Origin of the sequence: Rhizobium sp. G187 (assembly GCF_051549525.1) — a bacterium.
GTDB lineage: Bacteria > Pseudomonadota > Alphaproteobacteria > Rhizobiales > Rhizobiaceae > Allorhizobium.
This window is the reverse complement of sequence record NZ_JBPUGM010000004.1, coordinates 323,716-348,927: the sequence shown is the minus strand read 5'-3', so window position 1 is coordinate 348,927 and position 25,212 is coordinate 323,716. Positions and strand designations below refer to the sequence as shown.

The 25,212-nt window shown below is 56.7% G+C and carries 16 protein-coding genes; 12 read left to right on the top strand and 4 right to left on the bottom strand.

Annotated features, from left to right (window positions below):
- Positions 1 to 2,296 precede the first annotated feature (2,296 nt).
- The 3 genes from ACSV9I_RS14120 to ACSV9I_RS14110 all read left to right on the top strand — a co-directional run bounded on the left by ACSV9I_RS14120 (position 2,297) and on the right by ACSV9I_RS14110 (position 6,238).
- On the top strand, positions 2,297 to 3,058 hold the full coding sequence (locus ACSV9I_RS14120) for a hypothetical protein (RefSeq protein WP_438329454.1): 762 nt from the start codon (positions 2,297 to 2,299) through the stop codon (positions 3,056 to 3,058).
- A gap of 9 nt (positions 3,059 to 3,067) precedes the next feature.
- The gene (locus ACSV9I_RS14115) at positions 3,068 to 3,769 is read left to right on the top strand and encodes a hypothetical protein (protein ID WP_438329452.1); all 702 of its coding nucleotides are present in this window, start codon (positions 3,068 to 3,070) and stop codon (positions 3,767 to 3,769) included.
- Between the two features lie 906 nt (positions 3,770 to 4,675).
- On the top strand, positions 4,676 to 6,238 hold the full coding sequence (locus ACSV9I_RS14110; RefSeq protein WP_438329450.1) for an anti-phage dCTP deaminase: 1,563 nt from the start codon (positions 4,676 to 4,678) through the stop codon (positions 6,236 to 6,238).
- Positions 6,239 to 6,590: 352 nt separating this feature from the next.
- Here the strand turns inward: ACSV9I_RS14110 and ACSV9I_RS14105 are convergent, their stop codons facing one another.
- Together ACSV9I_RS14105 and ACSV9I_RS14100 are read right to left on the bottom strand one after the other, a co-directional pair.
- Entirely contained in the window at positions 6,591 to 7,625 is a 1,035-nt protein-coding gene (locus tag ACSV9I_RS14105; protein WP_438329448.1) for a serine/threonine-protein kinase, read from the bottom strand.
- Complete coding sequence (locus ACSV9I_RS14100) at positions 7,625 to 8,086, bottom strand: hypothetical protein (RefSeq protein ID WP_438329447.1); 462 nt, start codon at positions 8,084 to 8,086, stop codon at positions 7,625 to 7,627. The genes ACSV9I_RS14105 and ACSV9I_RS14100 overlap by 1 nt, the downstream gene beginning before the upstream one ends.
- Positions 8,087 to 8,712: 626 nt before the next feature.
- On the opposite strand from ACSV9I_RS14100, the gene ACSV9I_RS14095 reads away from it, so the two are divergent.
- On the top strand, positions 8,713 to 9,081 hold the full coding sequence (locus ACSV9I_RS14095; protein ID WP_438329446.1) for a hypothetical protein: 369 nt from the start codon (positions 8,713 to 8,715) through the stop codon (positions 9,079 to 9,081).
- Positions 9,082 to 9,138: 57 nt separating this feature from the next.
- On the opposite strand, the gene ACSV9I_RS14090 is transcribed toward ACSV9I_RS14095, so the two are convergent.
- Positions 9,139 to 9,315 (bottom strand): helix-turn-helix transcriptional regulator, encoded by a 177-nt coding sequence (locus ACSV9I_RS14090; RefSeq protein WP_438329444.1) that lies wholly within the window; start codon positions 9,313 to 9,315, stop codon positions 9,139 to 9,141.
- 22 nt (positions 9,316 to 9,337) lie between these two features.
- Entirely contained in the window at positions 9,338 to 10,567 is a 1,230-nt protein-coding gene (locus tag ACSV9I_RS14085) for a tyrosine-type recombinase/integrase (RefSeq protein WP_438329442.1), read from the bottom strand.
- Positions 10,568 to 10,964: 397 nt separating this feature from the next.
- Here ACSV9I_RS14085 and ACSV9I_RS14080 point away from each other — a divergent pair, with 397 nt between their 5' ends.
- The 8 genes from ACSV9I_RS14080 to ACSV9I_RS14045 all read left to right on the top strand — a co-directional run bounded on the left by ACSV9I_RS14080 (position 10,965) and on the right by ACSV9I_RS14045 (position 25,159).
- Positions 10,965 to 11,318: a helix-turn-helix transcriptional regulator gene (locus tag ACSV9I_RS14080; RefSeq protein ID WP_438329441.1), complete on the top strand. Its 354-nt coding sequence runs from the start codon at positions 10,965 to 10,967 to the stop codon at positions 11,316 to 11,318.
- A gap of 124 nt (positions 11,319 to 11,442) precedes the next feature.
- Positions 11,443 to 14,853: a type I restriction-modification system endonuclease gene (hsdR, locus tag ACSV9I_RS14075; protein WP_438329439.1), complete on the top strand. Its 3,411-nt coding sequence runs from the start codon at positions 11,443 to 11,445 to the stop codon at positions 14,851 to 14,853.
- Positions 14,854 to 15,109: 256 nt separating this feature from the next.
- A complete protein-coding gene (locus tag ACSV9I_RS14070) occupies positions 15,110 to 16,645 on the top strand; it encodes an N-6 DNA methylase (RefSeq protein WP_438329438.1) in 1,536 nt (511 codons plus the stop codon).
- Positions 16,642 to 17,967 (top strand): restriction endonuclease subunit S, encoded by a 1,326-nt coding sequence (locus tag ACSV9I_RS14065; RefSeq protein WP_438329436.1) that lies wholly within the window; start codon positions 16,642 to 16,644, stop codon positions 17,965 to 17,967. The genes ACSV9I_RS14070 and ACSV9I_RS14065 overlap by 4 nt, the downstream gene beginning before the upstream one ends.
- Positions 17,964 to 19,355, top strand: a complete 1,392-nt coding sequence (locus tag ACSV9I_RS14060; protein ID WP_438329435.1) for a hypothetical protein — start codon at positions 17,964 to 17,966, stop codon at positions 19,353 to 19,355. The genes ACSV9I_RS14065 and ACSV9I_RS14060 overlap by 4 nt, the downstream gene beginning before the upstream one ends.
- Before the next feature lie 7 nt (positions 19,356 to 19,362).
- Positions 19,363 to 20,289 carry a restriction endonuclease gene (locus tag ACSV9I_RS14055; RefSeq protein ID WP_438329433.1) on the top strand — a complete coding sequence of 309 codons (927 nt, stop codon included), beginning with the start codon at positions 19,363 to 19,365 and terminating at the stop codon, positions 20,287 to 20,289.
- Between the two features lie 679 nt (positions 20,290 to 20,968).
- A complete protein-coding gene (locus ACSV9I_RS14050) occupies positions 20,969 to 21,880 on the top strand; it encodes a DUF6929 family protein (protein ID WP_438329432.1) in 912 nt (303 codons plus the stop codon).
- 417 nt (positions 21,881 to 22,297) lie between these two features.
- Positions 22,298 to 25,159: an ATP-binding protein gene (locus ACSV9I_RS14045; RefSeq protein ID WP_438329431.1), complete on the top strand. Its 2,862-nt coding sequence runs from the start codon at positions 22,298 to 22,300 to the stop codon at positions 25,157 to 25,159.
- The last annotated feature ends 53 nt before the right edge of the window (positions 25,160 to 25,212 follow it).

The following is a 25,212-nucleotide window of genomic DNA, read 5'->3' as shown; positions in this document are numbered from 1 at the left end:
CGGGCGGGCTCGGGAACGAGATTACAGTGTACTGAAAATTTTCCGAATACGTCACGTGAGTCCCCTTTTTATTAAGTACTCTTTTTTTCTTCTAATTTTGTTTCATGGGGGAAAAGAGAGTATACTGTACTTAGAGAGAAGCTGGTAATAGGCTGACCATTGCTTTCACCGTAACGGGGGGGCGCCTCGGACTTCTTAAAATCGTCACAGCTGCCCGCTGGCGGCAATTTCGCCTGTTTGGCTATGTCGAGGCAGGTGAGGCGGCGATTCGCGCCAGTGACTCGCTCTGGCCGAAAGAGAGGCTGCGTAGGTACGGCGCCTACATGCTGGCCATCGGTCGACCAAAGCTAATTGCCGCGAATTCCTGCAGAGTGCTGATGGGGGCGCCCATTTGCCAGAAGACCTCCTGCCCGCCATTGCCTAACTGAGTTCGTGCTCTGCTTGAACCGACCGGGGTTAGGGGCTCACAAAGGATGTGCTCGTACACCAAATTAAGATGCGTGTGCGTATCCTTGGCAATGACAATTCGTCATCTCGCGCGGCGAAATCTAGAGTCGGCCTTGCTGGGCGAGGCAATCGTCTCGTTGTTGCTGAATGTTTGATTGCTGTTAGGCGGCCGCTGACGGAGCGCTCTTGATCGCGTCGTATTCTATGCTCTCCACTTTTGTCGCCAGCTTGGCGGCAAACTCGATCTGACTGACAGGCTTGGAAGCTTCTTCAGCCCGAACGTCAATACGCTTTCCAAATTACCTGCGACCACCTGCGCCTAGTCCGGTAATTCTGTTGTTGGGCGTTTTCCGCTCAGCCTTCATGCAAGGTGATCTGAGGTGATTACATCCCGTGCTCGTCAATTGCCTCAACCTAGTCGCCAACCGTTTCCGCTGCGTGAGGCTTGGTGCAGGCCATTTCTGCAAATCCAGCATTTCGGGGCTGCTGTGCTGGTGACAAAGTTTCGACTCGGGTCGGTAAGGCCCGCGCGTGTCGTCCGGAAGCGCCAACTACTCGTGGCTATACCGCTTCGGCCCGGGTCTGGATTGCTCTGCCCGAAGCTGGGAAGGATTGTGGATCAGAACCGCGGGGCGGGTTCGGGGTGAGCGCCGACAACCGAAATTCTCAGGCGAACCGAGAACCGGGAGTTGAGGCCGCTCGAGGTCCGGGTTCTGGTTCGATAAGGCCAGTCGGGTGTGCGGGAGCAGAGTACAGTGTACTGAAAATTTCCCGAATACGTCACGTGAGGCCCTTTTATTAAGTACTCTCTTTTTTCTTTTAATTTCCACTAAGGGGGGAAGAAGGAAGTACAGTGTAATTAGAATAAGTTTGGTAGTGGGCTGACCCTTGTGTTCGCCACAGCGAAAGTCACCCTGCTGGCCAAAACCGCCATAGCGACTCACCGGCGGCCATTCTTCTCTGCGGAGGGGGATTCTCTGGTCTGACCTCTGAAGCGCGCCAGTGACTCGCTCTGGCCGAATGACGATGCATATGAGACCGAGCCGGATCCGCGAGCCGAGTTCCCTCAGCTCGGAGTCCTCGCGATCACGCGCATCCTCGAGCCCGCATCGTAGCCGTGAGCACGATCGACGGCATCAAAACCATCCTACTGGCGCTGCACCCAATGATGTGAAAGATCTAATTCGCCAATTTGGACTCCGCGCCTTACCCTTTATTCAGAGTCATGGTGGCGAGGTCGGCTTACGGCTCCTAGTGGAGGTAGTTTCCGCTTTGCGCCGTCATTTTGGTCGTAAAGGTCGTCCTAGATCATGCCGGAGAGCGGACATTGCTCCGAAATGGTCTTGTCCTTTAGGAGAAGCTCCATTGGCAGGAAGCCACCGGTCGTCCCCGTCACTTCACATAGTTTCCCGACCCCAAAGGCGGTCTCCTACTTGGCTAAAGGGGCATGCAAGTGGCTCTGTCAGGTCATTCCAGCAGGAGCCAATGCGCCCCTGCACTACAAATCCATTACGGTATTGGTCGGTTGATGTGCCCTCTTCAAACGGCATCGGTGGTGTGCTCTGACTGAATTTGGCGATACAGCGTACCTGAGTATGTCTGCGGCCTAAGACGCCACGAACCTCGTGGGCTTTGAAAATAATAGGACGTTCCACATCCCAATACTTTGCTTTGTTTTTGCCTCCCAATCAGCCTTCAAAAGGCCAGGATGGGGGATTGGGGCCGCACCCTGATGACTTCAAGATGATTCAGCTTGTGGATTACCACAACTAAAAGTTATCCCCATACTCGGAGAGCCTGTTGCACGAGGGGCGCTGTGGTAAGCAGTATTGACCACAGGAGTTGTTGCATGGACTGGCAGACGTTTTCAGCCCAATGGGGCTTCAACTACGCGTTCTGGGTTGCCACCGCAGTTGCCATCATCAGCATATTCATAACTTTTTGGATCCGAAGCCGTTCACGCTTGGCTTTTGACTGCCGAAGCTCGACGATCGTCGGCCAGAACAAGACGGCATTCTCGAAGATGATAAAGATCTCGTTTGACGGAAAAGAGATTCCGCGGGGGACAGTCAGCACTTTCACCATTTGGAATGACGGCAACAAAACGATCCGCCGCGTCGACATCGCACGGAAAAAACCTTTGATGTTCAAGGTGGCAGAGGGTCAGCAGATCCTGCAGGCCAGCATTTATTCGGCAGCCAATGAGGCTATGGACGTCTCCGTAGACGTTTGTTCAGACAGCGCAGCTGATGTATTGTTCGAATTCATCGAACCCAAACAGGGTTTTATCTGTGATGTCTTTCACACCGGAACCGCCAGCGACATAACTTTCGAAGGCATGCTGATCGAAGCAGGCGAGCCCCGTCGCAGGGAAATGCCTGCAAAAAAAGATCGTCTTGACAATATATTTGGAGGGGTTGCTGTCTGCCTATTTTTCCCATCGCTTGGTTATATGTATTTCCTTACTCTCGACTGGTCAACAGTCGGGCCCGTCTTCTTTGTAATTCTGGGAAGTTTAGGTTTTCTCTATTTGTTCATGCTTGCTGTCACGGTTTCAAACCTGATTTCCCATTTTAATTCCTCACAGCTTAGACTGGGATCTCCTGATTAGGGTTTGAACATGGTCAACAGCGGACGCCGGTTTCGCTCGACAGAAAAATCTACGTTCGGAGCTGCGCTAAAGCGTGACCCCGTTCGGCTGATGGAGTTGGTATTGATTGCTATTGGAGCGTTGGTAAGCTCACTCTCCGCTTACTTTGCCATGGAGGCTGCTTATTCCTCTGCCGAGCAGGCACGTTATGCCCGTGAGGCACTTACAGCTGCAGATGCCAACGCGACGTTCAAAGACTACATTGCTACTTGGAACCGGCTATGTCGGGCCATCACTCCTCCTGAATATCACCTGACTGTCGGAACTCCCGATTTTGTTGAGGATGATGCTTTACAAGTATCAGTTTCAAACCTTGGCTTTGACGCTGCACTCTTTGACATCGGTGCTTACATTGAGCGCGTGGAAGCCGCCGAGGAAGCCGTAAGAGATGCTCACCTCGAATACCGTACTTTTGTGCCGGAAGACGTGTTTGCCAGAACTGAGCAAGCCCAGCTGGTCACTCCTTACTTCTATTTTTCACCAGATTACATTCAGGAGAAGGACGGCGTACTGACGCAGATCGTTACGGCGGCAGCACTTTGCCATTATTATACTGAGGAGCAGATGCATTGGTTCAAAGATAAGAACTACGAAATAGCGCCGATCACCCCATCACTTCTCAGATTGAATATCGAATACACATCAAATAACCCCGCCGCGCCACAGCGATAGGCACGGTTAAACCGAAAAGTATACTTTCGCGGTCTAATTTCTCCGCCTCATGATGCTTCAGTAGATACCTCTTACCTTTTGGAGCCGGTGATGAGAATTTCCCCTGATATCTTGGCCCGCAAAAGGCCCTGACAACATCCTTTGACGGAACGCCTCCGCGATGACTTGGAGGCGCAGCTCGAACTCGGCGACTCCCCGCTGATGACGCGAACCGCGCCTGCGATCTGCACAAGTGCAAGCGCTGCCAGCAAGCTTGCGGCTATTGCCACGTCAACAAACCCGAGGATCCCCCGACCCCTTGGGCCGGTGAAGGAAGGAGCGTGACCCGCATCTAGGCAGCAGGAAAGACGCCTACACCTGTCGCCTTACTGGGCTGGCGTAACCTGCCCAGACCATCCCCGCCTCCGGCCTCCTCCCATCGTGAAGGCGGCAACCTGGGCCCTGCATTCGATCGAGAGCGGGGCCTTTCCCATGCCATCTGTCGGCCAGCACGATCATATCCGCACCGGCCGACGCGCCCGCCGTGGCACCATCACTTCGCTTCCGCGCTTACAGCTGAAATGTGCAAGCTGCTGCTTCACGCCAATCTAAGGCAAAGAAAAAGCCCGCCGGAGCGGGCTGATATTATTGGCCGTTAACCTGCTTGGGTATCTTGAGATCATTATCAGGGATGACATATGGGCCACGACGGCTCTGTGGACGCTGCAACACGTTTTCTGCTGCGTCCTCCATGATCGACCAGAGTTGCTCCCTACGCGTCTGGCTAGAAACGTTGTCCCGCTTGACTGTTTTCGCTTCCATGATCCTATACCCTCCAAGGATGTCCGACTCGATCATACATCCATTAATTCCTAGGCGATATGACAATCGCCTGTGACCCGTTAAGTTCCAGTTTAGGTTCCTGCTGTGAAGTCGAAAAACACTGTCGACAATCCTGAGCTCGTTATCGGTCTGGTTGGTCCGATCGGGGTCGACCTCGATGCTGTGATTCAGCATTTGACGGAAGCGCTTCAACGTGTCCATTACAAATCGCATGTCATCCACATCACATCGATCATGGGAGATCTGCTTCCTGACCTCGCAGTCGACGAAACTACGTACAGCGACAGGTACAACTCGCTAATTGGCAATGCTGACAGAGTGCGACGAGAGGCCGACAATCAGGCTGCGCTCGCTTGTCTAGGTATCAGCGAGATACGACGACTTCGAGAACAGCAGCAGCCCAACGTCAAGGACGCCCGCAACGAGCCGATGAGAGGGACGGCATTCATCCTGCGTCAGTTCAAACGCGAGGAGGAGATCGCTCTCCTTCGTGAGGTCTATGGTCGCAAATTCCTCCAGGTGTCGATATTCTCCGACAAAGATGAGCGAAGGAAGAGACTTGTAAAGAAGATCAAGTCCTATGCGACGACCATCATCGACGATGACGAGGCTGAGAAGGCGGCGATCGATCTGATAGCGCGCGATAACAATGAGGTCGGTGACGACTTCGGACAGCGGGTGTCCGATGTCTTCCATCTAGGCGACGTTTTCGTCCCTGGTGAGGAGAACAAAGGGACAAAATCGGTCATCGACAGGTTCGTCAAAGCGTTCTTTGGGCATAACGGATTGTCGCCCACGAAGACGGAATACGGCATGTACGCAGCCGCAGGCGCTTCTCTACGCTCGCTCGACCTCTCGCGGCAGATCGGAGCCGCTATCTTTTCAGATAGAGGCGAAATAATCACCCTAGGGTGCAACGAGGTTCCAAAGCCATTCGGCGGGACTTACTGGTGCGATGACCCCGGCGAACAGTATCGTGACTTTGAAGAAGGGGAAGATGGGAACCATTCACGGAAGCTGCGGCTGATACACGATCTCGTTGATCGTATGGGACGTTTGGATTTCCTTTCGGACAGCTTGAAGAAGGAAGGCGAAACCGCAGAGCAGGTCAGGAGGCTGATTTCGGAAAAGCTAATCGCGGACTCCAAAGTGATGGACATCATCGAATTCGGCCGCATCATCCATGCCGAGATGTCCGCAATTACTGATGCCGCCCGAAAGGGGAAGGCGCTGGACCAGTCGATTTTGTTCACGACCACCTTTCCATGTCACATGTGTGCAAAGCACATTGTTTCATCTGGTATCCATCGGGTCGTGTTCCTTGAGCCATACCCGAAGAGCCATGCGAAGGATCTCCATGAGGATTCGATTACATTCTCGGCATCCGAAAGCCACAGAAAGGTGTTGTTCGAGCCCTTCATCGGTATCTCGCCCCGACGTTACCGGGATATCTTCGAGAAGAAGAAAAGAAAGGACTCGCAGGGTAAGGCGGTTGCCTGGTCGAAAGGGGCGCCAGTCCCATGCATCGAAGATCGGGGCGCATCCTATATTTTGAACGAGGAGCCAGCGATCTCTTTGGTCGTCAAGAAGATCAGCGCATTCGGTAAATCCTTGGCGCCTCCGGTCGCCTCGGCTCGGCGGAAGTGAAAAGTTCCCGTTCGAAAGACTGCTCAATAGGAAGAACAGGGCAATGATGTCTAAGTCAGACTGCGATGCCTAGGGAATGAGTATTATTCATTGATAGTTAATTTGTTCATGCTATGTTCTGCTTCTGTATCCGGAGGGTGATCATGAAACTGAGTTTTATCTACATTCATTGCAAACATTGCGGGCGGCCACACAACAGAAGCGGGGCCGATTTCTCGCCACCCCGCTATTGTGAAACATGCTCGGATGACCGGAAGGCCATAGCCAGCCGACACTTCGGCAGCCGAAGCCTTTCGCGTGAGCTGATTGAGAGTTCCGGAGATCGACTGCCTTTGCTGAAGCGTTTACGCGCTTAGGTCCCAAAGAACTTTCGGAGCGACTTCTCTGCGGCCGCTCTTGCGACGAGTCCGCCTGAACTGTCGATCAGTTTCTTCGTCCCTGCGCCCTTAGGGTAGCTTGTCGCTGTCCAGCTCGCCAATTTTCCCGTGCTTGAGAGGACGACTTCGATGCGACGGTCACCCTTGAATCTTTCCCAAGTGATTTTTCCCGCGCCGAAGGTGCATTGCCAAGACAACTCTGTTGCAATGTTGGCCAAGGCGTTAAGCGCTTCTTTAGACGTCGAGAGGCGACTTGCGGGATCGTCGTTCAGCATCGCTCGTATGAGCCGCCGCCACTTGCTGGAGATATGGGGCAGCCAGACAAGGCGATTCGCATAGCCACCGTCTCTGACAGAATGCTTTGGAGCTGGGCTGAGGCGGTACCATCGATCCCCGTGCAGAAGCCGATAAAGCGTCATTCCGAGCGCCCAATAGTCAGTCTTCTGGCTAGCCAATCCCGACGCATACGCTTCGGGAGCGAGATGATCGACGTAAATGTATCCCTCAATGTCGGCATACCCGAGGAGCAGGTCGTCGGTCACGAGGCCGAAATCCCCCAGCTTTACCGTCCCCTTTTTATCAACGAGGATGTTTCCCGGCTTAAGATCGCGGTGAAGCATGTCGCGACTGTGGAGCGATCCTAGCCCATGGCATACATGCGTTGCGATCTTGTGAACCTCACCCGATATCATTGGGCCCGCCTCGTAAGGACCCTGCAACGAGCCGCCTTCACACAGCTCCATCGCAAGGTAGATGGCGTCCTCGCCTGGAGCCTTGTTGATGTAATGCACCTGAACCACGTGTTCGTGCGCAGCTTTCTTGAGGTTCGCGCCTTCCATGATCAGATCTGCCTTGCGTTTCTCCCAGCGCTCGGGCGAGTCCATGTTTTTCGGACGGATAACTTTCACGGCTAGGTGAGGATGAACGTCATCGCTGCCGAGGTAGACCTCTCCGAAATGCCCGTTGCCAAGCTTGTCAGTAATCTTGAGGCTGGAAAGAAGGTCCGTCATTAGCGGCTCGCGAGAATGAGCATAGCTGCTTCGCGGCTCCCGCTACGCATCGGTGCACCAGTTAGGTTGTCAATCCAGAAGCCGTCATCTTTTATGTACTCGTCGGCCTTCCGGTCACCGAAGTTACGGCTAATTGCTGCCTTGGCGACTTGTTGTACCTCACAGGCGGAAGCGAGTGCGCAGATGGTGACACCGCGCAACTCCGCGGCCTGCAAATGAGCCTTTTTCATGCCCCCGAGGCTTATTGCGCTTTCCTTGATCACGACCTGGTTGATCTTTTGTTCATTGGCGTAATCCGCTAGCCGGGTGTACATCGTGCGAAACGCCTTCGAGCGATCGCCACTCTGAAGTTTCCACGTTTCGTCAGCCAAGATTGTAATCGGCCCCGTCTGATGCACTTCAGCGCATACGATGGTAACTGCTTCGCCTGACACATGCACGCCTAACCAACGCTTGCTCATTTTCGGTCCTCCACGCTACTCCTGATACGTCTCGGCAGTGCGAGCGGCGGGGGCCATTCGATAACTTCAGAGGGTAATCAGCGAATCCTTAGATCGCGAGAGTTGCCGTATCGAATATCGAGCGTCAAGTCTTTAAAGTATATTTTCCAAATGGTTTACTCAGGCGCAGATAAAGGATAACTACTTGGCCTAGGTCTCCCAACCTTTTCGAAAACTTCTGAGGAATTGTCCTTTCGTGTGTCGCGAAGCATTTTGGATTCTAGAGAGAAACCGGGGAGGTTGCTGGTTCCTTCGGTGCAACAGGGGTTTCCTCAATGCTTTAGGGGCCGGTTGAATTCTTCCCCACTTTGTAAAAAAAAAAGCCACCATATTGGCCGCTTTGGGCAGAACGTCGGCAAATTTACCTGATGCGCAATGTCGTATTGCGCCTTGCGCTGCCCCAGCTTTGGACAGTCCTCTCCCGGCCCCAATGCAGCCGCGTTCACTCTCTGCAGCGATATTGCCAAATACGCAAAACTTTATGCGCCCTGGAATGTGTGGGATGCTGGTACGAAGTTACAGGGCGATCCGAAAGGGCAACTCGGGTCAACCTCGCTGAGAAGTTACTCAAAATCAGGAAGTTAACCATGAACCCTGACGGCGACGAATATGATGTTTGGCGGAATCACAACATGCAGCAGGCGCGACAGCTGCTTTCGAGCTTGGGTGACAGAGGGCTACGATTCGAAGCATTTCTCCCTAGCGAATTGGCAAATTGGTTCCTGACCACAATTTCCGTGGGGCGCTTTGCGCATCCGAACGAAATGATCGTCGAAATGGCGACAGTCTTTCGCCAATTGGAGCTCCATCCAGATTTGATGCAGGAGCTCCTTGCACGACAGATCAATCAAGTGAGGGCCGGTAAAACGCAGGGTGTTTCCAACGAATTGTTATCAAAACAGATGGACGAGCTTTGGACGAGACAGGCTCCTGGGCCACTGGAGTGGAAGAAGTAGGGCGGCGGCGGTTCGCTATCCCTACTCCTATCTCTTTCCTCACCCGCCGTAGCGAGGCTAATGGCTCAAACGATTTGAGATCCATTGCTCGATTTCTGCGGATCGATAGGCGATCCGAGACTCGCTCAGTTTAACGCCCTTCGGAAACTCGCCTCGCTGCTGAAGACGCCAGATTGTAGTGCGGGAAAGCGACGTCGTGGCGCAGACCTGCTTGATTGTCATGAGAGTGTTCATGTCGTTCTCCTACTCCTAAGTTTTAGGCGGCTTTCTCAACATTTGAGACGTTCGTGCAGCCGGTGAAAATGTAGTCGGCCCACGTTGCCATCATGGTTCTGCGTCGCTCCAGCGAGTTGCCGCGACGGTAAGCTCGCTCGACAGCGCTACCTACCGAATGGGCTAGGCAGGCCTCGGCATGTTCCCGTGAGAAATCGGTTTCTTCACCGCACCAGTCACGAAATGATGATCTGAACCCGTGCACAGTGAATCCTGGGCGCAGGCTTTTCAGGAGCTTGCCGAGCGTCATGTCCGACAATTTTGAATCAGCCCATGATCCAGGGAAAACATGATCCGACAGGCGCATGCTCTTCATAGTCGACAGAATTTCGAGACTGGCATCGCTCAATGGAACGGAGTGTTCCTTGCCAGCCTTCATCCGGTTGGCGGGAATTACCCAAACCTTTTTCTCCCAGTCGATCTCGTCCCAGGTTGTGCCACGAACCTCTCCCGAACGTGCTGCTGTGAGTATCAGAAACCGGAGCGCGCTTGATGCTACTGTTTCCTGCTTTTGCAGCTCTTGCCAGAACGAAGGCAGCTGCGAATATGGCATTGCGGGATGGTGTCCCCGCTGAAGTTTCTGCCTTTGGGGCAGCAAAAGTTGCAAATGACCGTGCCAGGCGGCAGGATTTTCACCTGTGCGATGGCCCATTACTTTTGCAGCATTCAGCACTCTTTCGATGCGGGCTCGCAGCCTCGAAGCGGTTTCACACTTCTGACTCCACATGGGCCGAATGATTGCAAGGACGTCTTCGGTCGTAATTTGGTCGACCGGCTTTTCCCAGATCGGCTGGCAGTATGACGTCAAAGTACTGCGCCACTGAGCCCGATGTTTTTCGTTCCGGAAACCCTGCTCGATCTGTTTCACCAGCTCCAAAGCGAAAGGTCCAAACGTCGGAGTCTGGACAATCAGAAGGGGTGCCTTCTTTTTCACTTTCGCAGTCTTCGGCGTCAGGAGTGCGGGATCTCCGCTTCTGATCTGTGACATGATCTCGTCGCGGCGCAGCCGTGCCTTCGCCAACGTAACCTGGTGCTCGGCGTCACCATATTGTCCGATCGTCCATTCGCGCTGCTTCTGTTCGACGGTAGCTTTCACAATGAAGCTCTTCGTCCCGTTCTCACGGACCCTGAGATAAAGGTTTCCACCATCAGGATGGTTGCCGGCATTCTTCAGGGATCTGACCCGTTTGTCGGTCAATCGGTTAAAGGTCATCTTGCTCTCCCTGGGCCCACTTTTGCGCTGGGACAACAAGTTAGATGGTGGGTAAGGGTGAAACGTACAATCCAGCTAAGTATCTGATTCTGAAACAGAATGCATCACGTTGGTGTTCGCTGAATTGCGTACTTTTAGGACACCCTCTCCGCCATAATTCCCCCTAAAAAATTGAATTTATTGGTTTTTTTGGGAGTGTTTTCGCTGGCCCATCATTTGGACCATCACGATATTTTCTCGGCATACAATGATTTTTTTAGGTACCCGTATGTTGCTGTTGCTGATTTGTTCGTGCTAGATGCACCCGTCAATTAAACGATAGGGCTCGGCGATAGCCGGGTGAAGCGCAAGACGTGCTACCTACTTTGAATCCGCGAAGCGGAAAAAGAGTGTAGTTATGTCTGGCCAAGAGCCAAAGCACCGCGCAATCAATTCAAATTCCCTGCGCAACAATCCGTACGCCCAAGCCAAACTGACGTTCGTTGATCTCGACGAAGCGTCGTCTTGCTCTGCCGGTGAAGCTGCGACATCCCCGGTCGAGAATAAGCCCAAGGTTCGCGGAACTTCCCCCGACAGCGAGGATCCAATTCCATTGGAGGAGTTTCTGACGGATCGGGAGGTTGCCAAACGATATAAGGTGCAGAAGCAGACGGTCTGGCGATGGGCCAAGTCCTCGCCTTCTTTTCCGAAACCATTCAAAATCGTGGGCACCACCCGTTGGTCCAGCCGCGAGCTCGTGCGAGCGGCTTGAAAAGCGGTGCGCACCGGGCCCAGTGCCGCCTATGTCCTTGGATATTTCTCACCTACCCGCATTGCTTGTCTGGGTTGTGCATCCTAATCTCGTGCCAACCGAGTTTGCGCATTGACCGAGACTGATGACGTCACTGAACTTCGACCATCTGCAGGAGATCAGCCCGGAGCTGCATCGCCTCGGCACGCTGGCCGAGCGCTTCTTTGGCGAGGATGCCAACACCTCGCTGATGAAGAGCCGCCAGTTCGGCGAGTACATGGTCAAGGAGATCGCCGCTCTTTCCGGCCTTTATGACCCCGCCGCGCGCGAGACCACTAACGATCTATTGCGCCGTCTGGCGACACAGCAGGTTTTGCCGCGTGAAGTCGCCGACATCTTCCATGCGGTTCGCAAGAGCGGCAACGACGCAACCCACAATTTGGCCGGCTCACCCGCCGAAGCGCTCGCAGCGCTCAAGTTCTGTGGTGCACTCGGCGTCTGGTATCGCCGAACCTATGGGCGTGATCCGGGGTTCAAGCCGGGTCCCTTTGTGCCGCCCAGAGCCTCTGCAGATATTGACGAGGTGACCCAGGCGGAATTGGCCGCGCTGCGTGTCCAAGTCCGGGAGGCGGAGGAGAGATTAGCGGTTGCCCATGCCTCGGCGGAAGACCTCGCAAAGGCCCGCGCTGCTGCTGAAGAGCTCGCCCGCCAGGCGTCAGCCGATAGTGCTGTCTGGGAGCAGACCGCCGTCGAGATGGAGGCCAATCAGGCCGCACTCGCCCGCAAGCTAGCTGAACTGCAGAAGGCGGCGGAGGCCCAGCCTGAGCAGTTGCAGATCGAGTTCAAGCAGGCGGGCCTGAAAGCGGCGAGCAGCCTGGAGCTCGATGAACGCCAGACCCGCCGGCTGATCGACGTGCAGCTCGTCGATGCCGGATGGGAAGCCGACAGCGACCGCCTTACCCATCAAAAGGGCGCTCGGCCGGAGGGAGGCCGCAACCTGGCCATCGCCGAATGGCCGTCTGAAGGTGGCCGGGCGGATTATGCCCTCTTCGTCGGCCTCACCTGCGTTGGTGTCATCGAGGCCAAGCGCGAAAGCGTCGATGTGCCCTCCACCCTCCAGCAGGCCGAGCGCTATGCCCGCACCATCGTGCTCACGCCGGAAGAGACGCACCCGCACGGCCCCTGGAAGCACAGCCTGGATGAGCCCTTCCGGTTGCCGTTCGTCTTCGCCACCAATGGCCGACCCTATGTGCGCCAGTGGGTGACAAAATCCGGCATCTGGTACCGCGATATCAGGCGCGAGACCAACCACGCCGTCCCGATGACGAGCTGGTTTTCGCCAAAGGATCTCCTCGACAAACTCACCACCGATGTCGACACCGCAGCCCGGGGGCTGGCCGAAGAAAGCTTCGGCAAGGGCCGGATGCGCCCCTATCAGGAAGAGGCGATCGCGGCGATCGAGAATGCCGTGGTCGCGGGCCAGCGCGATATTTTGATCTCCATGGCAACCGGGACCGGCAAGACGCGCACGGCAATCGCGCTTATGTATCGCCTGCTGAAGCACAAGCGCTTCCGCCGCATTCTCTTCCTCGTCGACCGCAAGGCGCTCGGCCGGCAGACAAGCGACGCACTGGAAACCACCGAGATCGAGGGCATGCTGAACTTCGCTCAGATCTACAAGGTCGCCGGGCTGGAGCAGAAACTGCCGGAGGACGAGGACCAGGTGCAGGTTGCGACCGTCCAGTCGCTGATCGCCCGCATCCTCAACGAACCGGATCCTGCCAAGCGGCCCACGCCCGGCACCTTCGACTGCATCATCGTGGATGAGGCCCATCGCGGCTACACGCTGGATGCGGAGCTGCGCGAAAGCGATATCGGCTTCCGCAACATCGATGACTACCAGTCGGCCTATCGCCAGATCCTTGATTACTTCGACGCCGTGAAGGTGGCGCTGACGGCGACACCCGCGCTTCACACCCGCGAGATCTTCGGCCACCCGGTTTTCCACTATGGCTATCGCCAGGCCGTCGTCGAAGGCTATCTCAACGATCACCTGCCTCCGAAGCGCATCACCACGGCGCTATCGGAAGCTGGCATCCATTTCGAGGGTGGTGAGGAGGTCGAGATCATCGACCGGAAGACGGGCCAGATCGATCTCTTCGAACTGCCGGACGAAGTCTCGCTGGATTACGACCTCGCCGATTTCAACAGGCGCGTCTATTCGGAATCCTTCAATCGCATCGTCTGCCGCGCGATTGCCACCGAGATCCCGCCGTCGAAACCCGGCAAGACGCTGATCTTCGCCGCCCGCGATGCCCATGCCGATGATATCGTGCGCTTGCTGGTCGAGGAGCTACAGGAGGAATACGGCAAGGAAAACGTGCCGCATGGCATGGTGACGAAGATCACCGGCACGGTCGACAAGGCCGACGACCTGATCCTGAAGTTCAAGAACGACCCCTATCCGAAATATGTCGTCACGGTCGACTTGCTCACCACAGGCGTCGACGTGCCCTCCATCTGCAATCTTGTCTTCGTCCGCAGGGTCAAGAGCCGCATCCTCTATGACCAGATGATCGGCCGCGCCACGCGGCTTTGCCCCGATATTGGCAAGGAGCATTTCCGCATCTTCGATGCCGTCGATCTCTATGCCGAGCTGCAGGAAATGAGCGACATGCGCCCGGTCGTCGTCAAACCGGATATCGCCCTTGGCCAGCTCGTCACGGATCTGCACAATGCGGAAACGGAAGAGGATAAGCAGTGGGTCGCAGCCCAGGTCATCGTGCGCATGCGCAGCCTTGTGAAACGCATGGATGCCGAAACGCGGGAGAGCTTTGAGCGCCACACGGGCGAAAGTCCCGGCATGGCGCTGCAGCGTCTCTCCACCCGCTCCGGTGCCGAGTTGCAAGAGTGGCTGACCGCCCATCCCCGCGCCGTCGAGCTGCTCGAACGCCGCCCACTCACCACGGGCAAGAATGATGGCGTGGTCATCTCCACCCATGAGGACGAACTGCTGCGCATCGAGGAAATCTTTGGCAAGAACACGACGCCGGAGGATTACATCACCGGCTTCGAACGCTTCGTCCGCGAGAACATGAACCAGGTCCCGGCGCTGATCGCCGTCACCCAGCGCCCGCGTGATCTGACCCGCAAGGAACTCTCGGAACTCGCAGGCCTGCTCGACGAGAAGAACTATTCCGAAGCCATGCTGCGCGCCGCTTATGGTCGTGCCCGCAATGCCGATATCGCCGCCCATATCATCGGCTTCGTCCGCCAGGCAGCCCTGGGCGATCCGCTAGTCCCCTATGCCAAGCGCGTGGACAACGCGATCGTCAAAATCGAGGCCTCCCGACCCTGGACCCAAAAGCAGAAGGAATGGCTGCGCCGCATCGGTCGCGCCCTGAAAGATAAGCCCGTGGCCGATCCGACCCTGCTCGACCAGGGCGCCTTTGCCGACAAGGGCGGCTTCAAGCGCATCGCGCAGGAGTTCGACGGCGAACTCGATGAGGTGCTGCATGCCTTCAACGAGGCGATCTGGGCGCCGCCCGCTGCGTGAGGAGAGCAGCAAAACATGGGATGAAGGCCCCTCCCAACCCTCCCCACAAGGGGGAGGGCTTAACCTGGCCGAGCCGTCGCATGTTGGGAGATCGCGAGGTTGGCGCCACACACTCTCCCCCCTTGTGGGGGAGATGGCCGGCAGGCCAGAGGGGGTTTTAAGCTGCCTGTATCTCAGGCCTCAACCGCACCATTGACCCCCCGGCCATGCCCGCTACAACCGCAATCACGATCCCGGATCAGATGAGAATCAAGCCATGAATGCCAATGCCATCGTCCAGAAACTCTGGCGCCTCTGCACGGTCCTGCGCAAGGACGGCATTACCTATCAGCAATATGTCACTGAGCTGACCTATCTCTTGTTTCTGAAGATGATGGCCGAGCGCAATCGTGAGACGGGCAGCCTGCCCAAGGGCATGCGCTGGGCGGATCTGGTCGCGGCGAACGGTCTTGCAAAGCTCGAACATTACCGCAAGGTTCTCGTCACCCTCGGCGCCGCCAGCTCAAGGCTCGGCGAAGACGATGTTCTCCTCGCACCGCCCGCCGAAGGTGCTGGCCCCGAAGAGCGCAAGCGTTATGCTGATGCCCGTCCGCTGCCGGAGATGGTGCAAAAAATCTTCGACAATGCCTCCACCTTCCTGCGCGAGCCGCAGAACCTGACGACGCTGGTCACTGCCATCGATGAGCTCGACTGGTTCTCCGAAGAGCGCGACCAGTTCGGCGATCTCTATGAAGGCCTGCTGCAGAAGAACGCGGAAGAAACCAAGCGCGGCGCGGGGCAATATTTTACTCCCCGCGTGCTGATCGAGCTTCTGGTCCGCCTCATGCAGCCAAAGCCCGGCGAAGTCATCCAGGATCCCGCCGCCGGCACGGGCGGCTTCCTGATCGCCGCCGATCGCTACATGAAGGCGCGCACCGACGACTATCTGGCACTGGGCGAAAAGGAACAGGACTTCCAGAAGCGCCGCGCCATCCATGGCATGGAAAACGTGCCGGGCACGCTGCGCCTGCTTTTGATGAATCTCTATCTGCACGACATCGACGGCGACCATGTCGATCTCGGCGACACGCTCTCCGACAAGGGCAAGACCCTCGGCCGCGCCAATCTCATCCTCACCAACCCGCCCTTCGGCCCGGCTGGCGGCGCACCGACCCGCGATGACCTCTCGGTCACGGCAAACGTCTCCTCCTATCAGCTTCCCTTTGTCGAACACTGCATCCGCGCGCTGCAGCCCGGCGGCCGCGCGGCGATCGTCGTACCCGACAACGTGCTGTTCGAAGACGGGCGCGGGCGCGAACTGCGCCAGATGATGATGAACTGGTGCGAGTTGCATACCATCCTGCGCCTGCCCACCGGCATTTTCTATGCGCAAGGGGTCAAGACCAATGTCATCTTTCTGACGCGGGGCAAGACCGAGAGCGGCAACACCAGATCTGTCTGGATCTACGACCTGCGCGCCCAGATGCCGAAATTCGGTAAGACGACCCCGCTGACGGAGGCCCATTTCGAAGGGTTTGAACAGGCCTTCGGCAAGAACCCTTATGGCCAGGAGCGCGGCCCGGACGAAGGCGAAGCCGGCCGCTGGAGAGAGTTCACCCGCGACGATATCGCTAAGCGCGGTTACAATCTCGATATCGCCTGGCTGCGCGAGGCCGAGGAAGAGGCGGAAGAAGGCCTGATCGAACCCGACGACATCGCCGCTGCCATCCTCGGCCATCTGCAGGCCGCGACGCTGGAGATCGAGGCGCTGATGGCGGAGCTCAGCGATGACCTGCCGGAGGCAGCGGAATGACTGCGCTCCCGAGGGGGTGGGTTGAGGCGACGTTCGCTGACATCTCTGAAATCAAGTTGGGCAAGATGCTCGACAAAGAGAAAAACAAGGGGCAGCTTCGTCCCTACCTCCGGAATGTGAATGTGCGATGGGACCGTGTCGCCTTGGACGACATTCTGGAGATGCGCTTTACTGACGACGAGCTTGAGCCATTTGGAATTCGCGATGGTGACTTGTTGGTGTGTGAAGGCGGAGAACCAGGCCGTTGTACCGTATGGCAGTATGGGCCGACGGACCTAAAGTTCCAGAAGGCGCTGATGCGACTACGTCCATACGGGGGCGTCGAAGCGACCCTGCTAGCGAAGGCGTTGCGGTTGATGGCGCAGAACGGCGACCTTCAGCGCCACTTCACGGGGACAACAATAAAGCATCTTCCGCAGACCGCTCTGGCTTCAATACCACTTCCCCTCCCACCCCTGGCCGAGCAAAAGCGCATCGAGGCGAAGCTGGATGCCCTGAACGCGAAATCCGCCCGCGCCCGCACCGAACTCGCCCGCATCGAAACCCTCGTCTCCCGCTACAAGCAGGCCGTCCTCAGCAAGGCGTTCAGCGGGGAGTTGACGCGGGAGTGGCGGCATGACCGTGATTGGCCGGCAGTCGTTCGATTAGGTGATGTCGCAGGTTCTTTCGCATACGGATCTGCGGCGAAATCGCAGAAGTCGGGATCTATTCCCGTGCTTAGGATGGGCAATATTCAAACCGGTAAGCTCGATTGGGCAGATCTGGTATACACGGACGACAAGGATGAGATTGAAAAGTATCGACTTGTCCCGGGCGACGTCCTTTTTAACAGGACCAATAGTCCAGCCTTGGTCGGCAAAACGGCTATGTATGACGGCGAGCGCGATGCGATCTTTGCCGGATATCTTATAAGGATAGTCGCTGGGCCCGATCTGGACGCTCGCTATCTCACTTACGCTCTGAACAGCCCGTTCGGCCGTGAATTTTCATGGAACGCCAAGACGGATGGCGTAAGCCAATCCAACATCAGTGCGTCGAAGCTGAAAGAGTTCGCGTTCGCGGTCCCACCCCTCGAAGAACAACACGAAATCGTCCGCCGCATCGAATCCGCCTTCGCCAAAATCGACCGGCTGGCGAAAGAGGCAAAGCGCGCGCTGGAGCTGGTGGGCCGGCTGGACGAGGCGATCCTGGCCAAAGCCTTCCGCGGCGAACTGGTCCCCCAGGACGAAAACGACGAACCCGCCGAACACTTGCTCGCCCGCATCCGCGCCGAGCGCGAGGCGGCACCGAAGGGCAAGCGTGGACGGGGAGCGAAGGGATGACGGTTTACGAGAGCACTTTGACTGAGGCCAATTTCAAATCTGGCCACATCTACATCACCTCGTTCCGTGACAGTCTGCCCGCGGACGTATTCGGGGGCTCGACCCGGAATTCTCCTCCTGCAAAGCGAATTTCTCTCGCGTATGAGGACCTTCGCGTCGACACATATGTGCCGACAACCGAAGACGGCGCGCCGCGCAACTTTTTCCAGAACCGCTCGTTCGTTCGAGCATTCTTCGAGGAGACTGGCGCCAGCCTCGGCGACGTGGTGGTCTTCGAGCAAGTGTCACCATACGAATTCAAGCTGTCGCTTCGCAGAGCCACAGCGATGCGACATCCCGCAGCGCCTGCAGCGGGTGTCGATGGGAGCGTCACAACACAATTCGCGTCCTCGATCTTAACCCGTGACACATCACGCGTGTTCATCGCCAACTTTGGGCGCACAAACTGGGCATGGCCCGCGTGCCTGACGAGAAATGCAGTCGCCACGATGATGGACGCAGACGCATTTCCTTTGTGGCAGGCCGGAGATCGAGAAGGTTTCATTGCCGGTGCGTTGAAAGGTCGTACCGCAGCGGGGCTTGCCCCCACGCGTTCTGTTGCCTCACGCTGGTTCAACCTCATGACGGCTATAGCGGACACAGATGGTGATATCTGGATACACCGCGAGAAGGACCAGCTTTGGTGGACGAAGTCACTAGCGGGGCCGCCCATTTTTGAACGACAGTTCGAGCCTCTGCCTGATAAGCGCGATGTGATCATCTGCTTCAAGGCATGTGAGCCATGGCGGAATGCCACGCTCAGTGGGCATCAACTCTTATGGAAGGGTCTCCACCCGAAGGCGCGTGAGTTCCTCTTCACCGAGGGCACGCTTCAACAGTTGAGCACTGAAAACGCTGAGTATGCGATGGCGTTGGTGCAAGATCTGGAGCTTGAGCATTGGCACCAAAAAGCTGCTTGGCGACAGAAAATCGCAGAAAGCAAGTCTCAGGCGGCGCCACTTAGCGCGTTGTCCGCCCTTGATAAATCCGTTTTATCCATGATCCAGACGGCGAAGTACACGACGTCAGTCTCCAACGGCCAAATGGCTGTCAAATTTTTGAAAAACAAGGATCTTCTGCTCTCAGATGGCGATCTCGAGCGCCTCATTCGGGAACTGATTGAAATGCAGGACCAACGATGCGCGCTTTCCGGGTTGCCACTGCAATTTCTCGGCATGGAAGCTGACAAACAGATGCTGGCGTCCTTGGATCGCATCGACAGCAATGGGCACTATGCGAAGGGCAATTTGCAGGTAGTTTGCCGCTTCATCAACAAATGGAAGAGCGATATGGCCGACCCCGAATTCCGGCGGCTTATGAACTGTGTCCAAGACGTTGAGCGACTGTGAGGCCGTCATGCCAATACCCGACTATCAGACCCTCATGCTCCCAGTTCTTCGCCTTGCCGCCGAAGGAGAAACGCGCGTTGCTGACGTCTCCGACCGCATCGCGGATGATCTCGGCCTCACCCAGGCGGAGCGCGACGAACTTCTCCCAAGTGGCCGCCAGCGCGTGCTGCACAACCGCATTCACTGGGCCAAGTTCTATATGAGTAAAGCCGGGCTGATTGCCTCGCCCGCACGTGGTCGCTTTGTTGCGACCGATAAGGGCAAGGCGCTGCTGGCGACGTCTCCGGAACGCATCGACGTGGCTCTTCTGATGCAGGAGCCCGAGTTCCGCGAATTCTACAGAAGTGAAGGCGCGGCAGCAGAAGAGAATGGCATTCCAGCCAAACCCGTCCAAGACGCGTCTGCCCGGACGACGCCGGAAGAGCAGATCGACGTGGCTTATGCGTCTATGCAGGCAGCCCTGCGCGACGAATTGCTCCAGCGCATCCTTTCCAACAGTCCGGCCTTTTTCGAGCGGCTTATCGTCGATCTCCTCGTTGCCATGGGCTATGGCGGCAGCCACAAGGATGCCGCAGCTCAGCTTGGCCGCTCCGGTGACGGTGGCGTCGACGGCATCGTCAACGAGGACCGCCTGGGGCTCGACCGCATCTACGTGCAGGCCAAGCGCTATGCGCCTGGCAATGCCGTCGGTCGACCCGATGTCAACGGCTTCGTCGGAAGCCTCGTCGGCCTCGGCGCCACCAAGGGCGTTTTCGTCACCACCTCCACCTTCAGCCAGCCCGCGCGCGACTTCGTCAAGCATCTGTCCCAGCGGGTCATCCTCATCGACGGGAAGGAACTGGCCGATTTGATGATCGAACACGGCGTCGGCGTCCGCAGCTATAGGACGGTGGAGTTTAAGCGGCTGGATGAGGACTTCTTCGGAGAGGAATGAATACCGCTCTGCAACTGCGTTCGGTTCTGCCGAACGATGGAGGCGCAAAGCCAAAACTGAGTTAAGAGGTGGGGACCTTGGCTTTCGAAGTAATTGGATCTTCGGTGTTGAAGTCGACAGGTGGCTCCCGAAGGTTCTGATGTGGCTGCGAGCGAGTGCTGGCCGGCAGCGCCATTTCAGACCCCGCTGCCGCGATTCACTGGGGGAGCATCTTAGCCAATGAGCCAGCGTCACTCCCTCTTAGACGCCAATCGAAGAAAATGGTCTACGGAAAGCGCCACGACACGCACCGCTTTCCTTGCCGCCGGATGACTAGCCGGCGAATAGACGGCGTATAAGTTCCATAATGTTTAGCGTTCTGCAACCGGCCAGTGCCGCTTCTTTATTGGAACCGAAGGAGGCATGATTAAATTTGCAATGAGCGACGGGAATGGGGCCGGGAGGAGACTGTCCGATGTTGGGGTGCCGAACGGAGAGAGCGGACATTGAAGGATCAGGTGCCATTGTCTGAGTTCGGCCCATTTCGGACTTGCGCGCCAAATAGAGTAGGCAAGAAGTCAGGTTCGACGTAGTTTGCGCTCGAGCAAGTTACGTCATGAGCCTTGACTAACGTATCGAACAGAAAGCGTTTCGCGCCAAAGTCGCGCCAAGACATATCCGTGTATCAGATGACGCTAGCATGATTGCTACCACTCAACTTCGACAATTGCAGGTGTTGGGTCACCAAGGAGACTGGGTCGCAGGCTTCATCAGCGCCGCCAGCGGCCTGGCTCTCGTGAATTCCACCATCTACGTGATAGCCGACGACGAACACCACCTTGGGATTTTTAATGCTTATGACTCCTACCCCGGTCGATTGTCTCGGCTTCTCCCAGGGGAATTGCCGGAAGACAAGTCTGAGCGAAAGCGGCAAAAGCCCGATTTCGAGGCAATCGTAGCCATCGCTGGCTCAGATGGACTTCCAAGCGGCCGGCTCCTCGTCTTTCCGTCGGGATCGAGACCAAATCGAAATAAAGGGGCAATGCTGGTATTGGACAGAGCCGGGCAGCCGGAGGGCTCGCCCGTCGAACTGGACATGTCTCCTATCCTGACTCCACTCCGAGACAGCTTCGCCGAAGTGAATATAGAAGGTGCCGTCATCCTGAGGGGGGAGTTGCTTCTATTCCAGCGTGGCCACCGTGGCTCGGACGGTAACGCCATCGTTCGATATCACTTGCAGGAGGCGATCGCAGCTTTGGAAGGCCGGGCGGGAAGACGGCTTGAACCCAACTCCATTGATCGGCCGAAGCTTCCATCGATCAACAATGTTCTCTTCGGCTTCACAGACGCAACGGTCCTGCCGGGTGGCGAAATTGTGTTCTGCGCCGTCGCAGAAAATACGGACAATGCTTACAACGACGGACCTTGCGTTGGAGCAGGGGTTGGAATTCTGAGTAGCACTGGACAGTTGCTATCATTTCATGAATTGGATCGGCCTTGGAAGGTCGAAGGCATCGACGCCCGCCTCCGCGACGATCGCGTTGAACTTCTGATGGTCACGGATGCCGACGATCGAAGCACTCCCGCTTCGCTACTGTCCGCTTGGCTCTGACTGCCGTTGAACGATGATCGTTCATAACGTGTTTGCTTCGTTGCGTCCGTGGTGGCCGAGGCCTGCCATGGTGGAAGATCCGAATGAGCCGTACATCGAATATCTTTGCCAATGTTCTCACGGCGCGGTTTGGCTGCTTCTCATGCGTCTAGGTGTGGACTGTGCATTTACCTCTCATTGCCTGAGCCCCCCCTGTCGGTGCTGCTCTGCGGTGCCCTTTCCGGTCGATTTGACACGCCGCATTTGGACAGACTATCTGTTCTGAGCACATTACCGCTCGACCTATGATCTGTTGTCCGCCTCAGCGCAGGCTTAGCCGCTTTGCATAGGGGGTGCCAAGGATCAGTGGCGGCGGCTGGCAATTGCCCGGTTCAATATTTCAATCAAAATTGTCAGAGGAAACCATGGGACCAGTCAATGGCAGAGCTTGATCCTTTGCAAGCGCATGAGAAGGGCGTGTTTCTGTTCGGTGATTTCGCTTTCGATACTCGGACGCGGAATCTGAGCCTGCGAGGCAAGCAGCTTCCGCTGGGCGGGCGAGCCGCTGACATATTGCAGGTCTTGCTCGAGATGGCCGGCCAGACCGTGCCCCGCGCCATGATTGTAGACAAGGTTTGGGGTGCCCCCAATATCACAGACAGCGCTTTGCGATTTCAGATTAATGTTCTGAGGAAACATCTGTCCCCTGAAGCAGACGCCCGCCCCTTTATCAGGAACGTTTCGCGCGTCGGCTATGTGTTTACGGAGAAAGTGGATTTCCTTCCGGAGACGGGTGCAATCGCATCCCGTTACTCCATCAAGGACGATGCACTGGACCAGGCAAATCGTACCAGACCGAAAACGCTCATCGGCCGCCAGCATGATCTGGAAGCCACCGTCAATGCTGCACATCACCATCGGTTTGTGACAATCCTCGCCCCCGGTGGTTTTGGGAAGACCACCCTGGCACTCGCGGTTCTGGAAACATTGCGGCTGGAAGCGACGGTCTTCTGGATCGATGCATCGACTGTCCGCCAAAATGCTGACATTTGGGCCAGTCTTGCCGCGCAACTACCGGTCTCTGGCACGCTCCAAGCGCCCGTAGACCTGGTCCGCGAGGTCTTAAGATCGTCCAGGGGCTTCGTATTCTTTGATTGTGTCGACCGATGTACCGACGTGTTGTCGGCCTTCGACCAAGACGAGCTTTGCGACCTCGAAAATCTCACTGTCATCACGACGTCGCGACAGCCGGTCAACGTGCGCGATGAACATATCGTTCGTCTCGACGCACTGACCGTGCCCCCTCCGGGTCTGGCGCTCAAAGCAGACGACATCGTTGCTTACAGCGCGCTTGCGCTTTTCTTCGATCGCGGGGCCGCGCATCTGCATGGCCTAGTGCCCAATGAAAAGCTGTTGGCCAGCGTCGCCGAGATCTGCAGGCGGCTCGACGGAATCCCGTTGGCGATCGAGATTGCCTGCGCTCATCTTTCCATTTTCGGCGTTCACGATCTCGACGCGCTTTTGCGTGAAAACTTCGAGATGATGGATCTCATGCCGACCGACTGGCCCGAGCGTCACCGCACGTTGAGCAAGATGATCGGCTGGAGCTTCGACTTGCTGACCGGCAGCCAAAGGCGTGTTCTGCTCGAGATGTCGGTCTTTCTGGGTGCCGCCAGCGTGGAGGCATGCCTGCGGGTGATCTCCAGCGAAGACCTGCCTGAACGCGACGTCATCCAGGCGATCGCCGTGCTCGTGGGTAAAAATCTGATCGTCAAGGAAGATCGGGACGGAAAGGCGTCTTTCCGGCTCCTCGATACGACACGCGCCTTCTGCATTGATCAAATGATCAAAGCCGGTGAGTGGCATCAGGTCCAGGCCAAACTGGGCGAATTCTTCATTCAAGAGATTCAAGGGCAAGGCTTGCTCGAGGGCGACAAGGAAAAGGCGGTAAACTGGTTTGGGTCGGCGTGCCCAAATCTGACCAACCTGTCGGCCTGCCTCGACTGGCAATTCGAGATGGCGGAAAGCCCCGCACTGGCGGTGCGACTGGCTGCGGAAGCCGCGCCGCTTTACATGCAACTCTCGCTGCTCAGGGACTGCGAGACGGTCGCCGCGCGGGCCCTGACTTATCAAGGACGTGTCGAGCAGAGCGAGGCATTGTGGGCTGCTCTGAACGCATTCTATGGAGCAGCGTTGCTAGCAACGAACGGCCCGGTGGACGCGTCGAAAGCCGCCATGGAAGTTGCGATCCAGAAAACACAGGATTCCCGGTTAAGTCCCACAGCAATCCTGGCCTATTCAGGCCTCTACTGGCTTCATATCTACCGGTCAGAGCCAGATCTGGCGGACGTTTGTGCCGAGACGTTGAGGCCATCGAGCAAAAGCGATCTCCAGGACGATGATGATCTGATCGCCGACAACTACAACGCCATGGCCTTGCAGATGCGGGGCAATCAGTTGCGCGCCGAAAGGGAGCTGGAGGATGTCGTGAAGCGCCAGGCGCTCATTTCGCTTGGCCGCTTCATGCGGATTGGCACAGATCCCGGACTTCTGTCGCGCGTTTTTCTGATCAAGGCACAATGGCTGCGCGGAAAGGTGACCACGGCACTGGACCACTACGAAGCGATCCGCGGTCCCTTGGAAGAGCCGGAACATGGATTGTATCACTGCTGGGCATTGAACGAGGTCATCATTCCCCTCTATTGCTCGCTGCGGGACTATGACAGGGCGCGCCACGCCTGCGAGACACTGCGAAAGGCCGTTCACCAGCAGTCGATGACAATCAGGGACGTATCCAGCGAGGCCGCGCTCCACGCTATCAATGCATTGAGTGGAAACCCAAATTACCCGGCGCTCACGGCCCTGCGTGACAAGATGGACCGGAACAAGTTCCGGATGCTGATCCCCTGGATCGATGGCATTCGTGCACAGATGCTCGGTGAACTCGGCCGAAACAACGAGGCGCTAGACGTCATCGATCAGTCGATCTCCTTCTGCAGGACAAGCAACAGCCGATGGTGGATGCCGGAACTGTACTCCATCCGTTGCAGTCTTCTCTGGCATGATCAGAGTCCGGAAGGGCAGACGAGCGCGGCCATCGCCTTTCAAGAGAGCCATGATTGCGCGGAGGAGCTGGGCGCCTCTGCCTTGGCCATTCGCAATGTTCTTAGAGTTTTGGAGCGGAAGGCATCCGACAGGCTCAACACCGTGGCCATCGAAGCCGGACGCAGGCTACTGGCCTCTTACCCGGATGACGGCGATCCGATGGCAGAGATGGTCAGGAACCAAGTCTGGTCCTGACCGACACGGATAGCGTCTGGGGTGTCGAACACCATGGACGACAGCGGCAGAAA

What these genes read in the sequence shown, in the direction of transcription:
- ACSV9I_RS14115 (WP_438329452.1), top strand. Translation starts at nt 3,068, where the DNA reads ATGGTCAACAGCGGACGCCGGTTTCGCTCGACAGAAAAATCTACGTTC.
- ACSV9I_RS14045 (WP_438329431.1), top strand. Translation starts at nt 22,298, where the DNA reads ATGGCAGAGCTTGATCCTTTGCAAGCGCATGAGAAGGGCGTGTTTCTG.
- ACSV9I_RS14105 (WP_438329448.1), bottom strand. Translation starts at nt 7,625, where the DNA reads ATGACGGACCTTCTTTCCAGCCTCAAGATTACTGACAAGCTTGGCAAC.
- ACSV9I_RS14055 (WP_438329433.1), top strand. Translation starts at nt 19,363, where the DNA reads ATGCCAATACCCGACTATCAGACCCTCATGCTCCCAGTTCTTCGCCTT.
- ACSV9I_RS14120 (WP_438329454.1), top strand. Translation starts at nt 2,297, where the DNA reads ATGGACTGGCAGACGTTTTCAGCCCAATGGGGCTTCAACTACGCGTTC.
- ACSV9I_RS14095 (WP_438329446.1), top strand. Translation starts at nt 8,713, where the DNA reads ATGAACCCTGACGGCGACGAATATGATGTTTGGCGGAATCACAACATG.
- ACSV9I_RS14080 (WP_438329441.1), top strand. Translation starts at nt 10,965, where the DNA reads ATGTCTGGCCAAGAGCCAAAGCACCGCGCAATCAATTCAAATTCCCTG.
- ACSV9I_RS14050 (WP_438329432.1), top strand. Translation starts at nt 20,969, where the DNA reads ATGATTGCTACCACTCAACTTCGACAATTGCAGGTGTTGGGTCACCAA.
- ACSV9I_RS14065 (WP_438329436.1), top strand. Translation starts at nt 16,642, where the DNA reads ATGACTGCGCTCCCGAGGGGGTGGGTTGAGGCGACGTTCGCTGACATC.
- ACSV9I_RS14070 (WP_438329438.1), top strand. Translation starts at nt 15,110, where the DNA reads ATGAATGCCAATGCCATCGTCCAGAAACTCTGGCGCCTCTGCACGGTC.
- ACSV9I_RS14100 (WP_438329447.1), bottom strand. Translation starts at nt 8,086, where the DNA reads ATGAGCAAGCGTTGGTTAGGCGTGCATGTGTCAGGCGAAGCAGTTACC.
- hsdR (WP_438329439.1), top strand. Translation starts at nt 11,443, where the DNA reads ATGACGTCACTGAACTTCGACCATCTGCAGGAGATCAGCCCGGAGCTG.
- ACSV9I_RS14090 (WP_438329444.1), bottom strand. Translation starts at nt 9,315, where the DNA reads ATGAACACTCTCATGACAATCAAGCAGGTCTGCGCCACGACGTCGCTT.
- ACSV9I_RS14085 (WP_438329442.1), bottom strand. Translation starts at nt 10,567, where the DNA reads ATGACCTTTAACCGATTGACCGACAAACGGGTCAGATCCCTGAAGAAT.
- ACSV9I_RS14060 (WP_438329435.1), top strand. Translation starts at nt 17,964, where the DNA reads ATGACGGTTTACGAGAGCACTTTGACTGAGGCCAATTTCAAATCTGGC.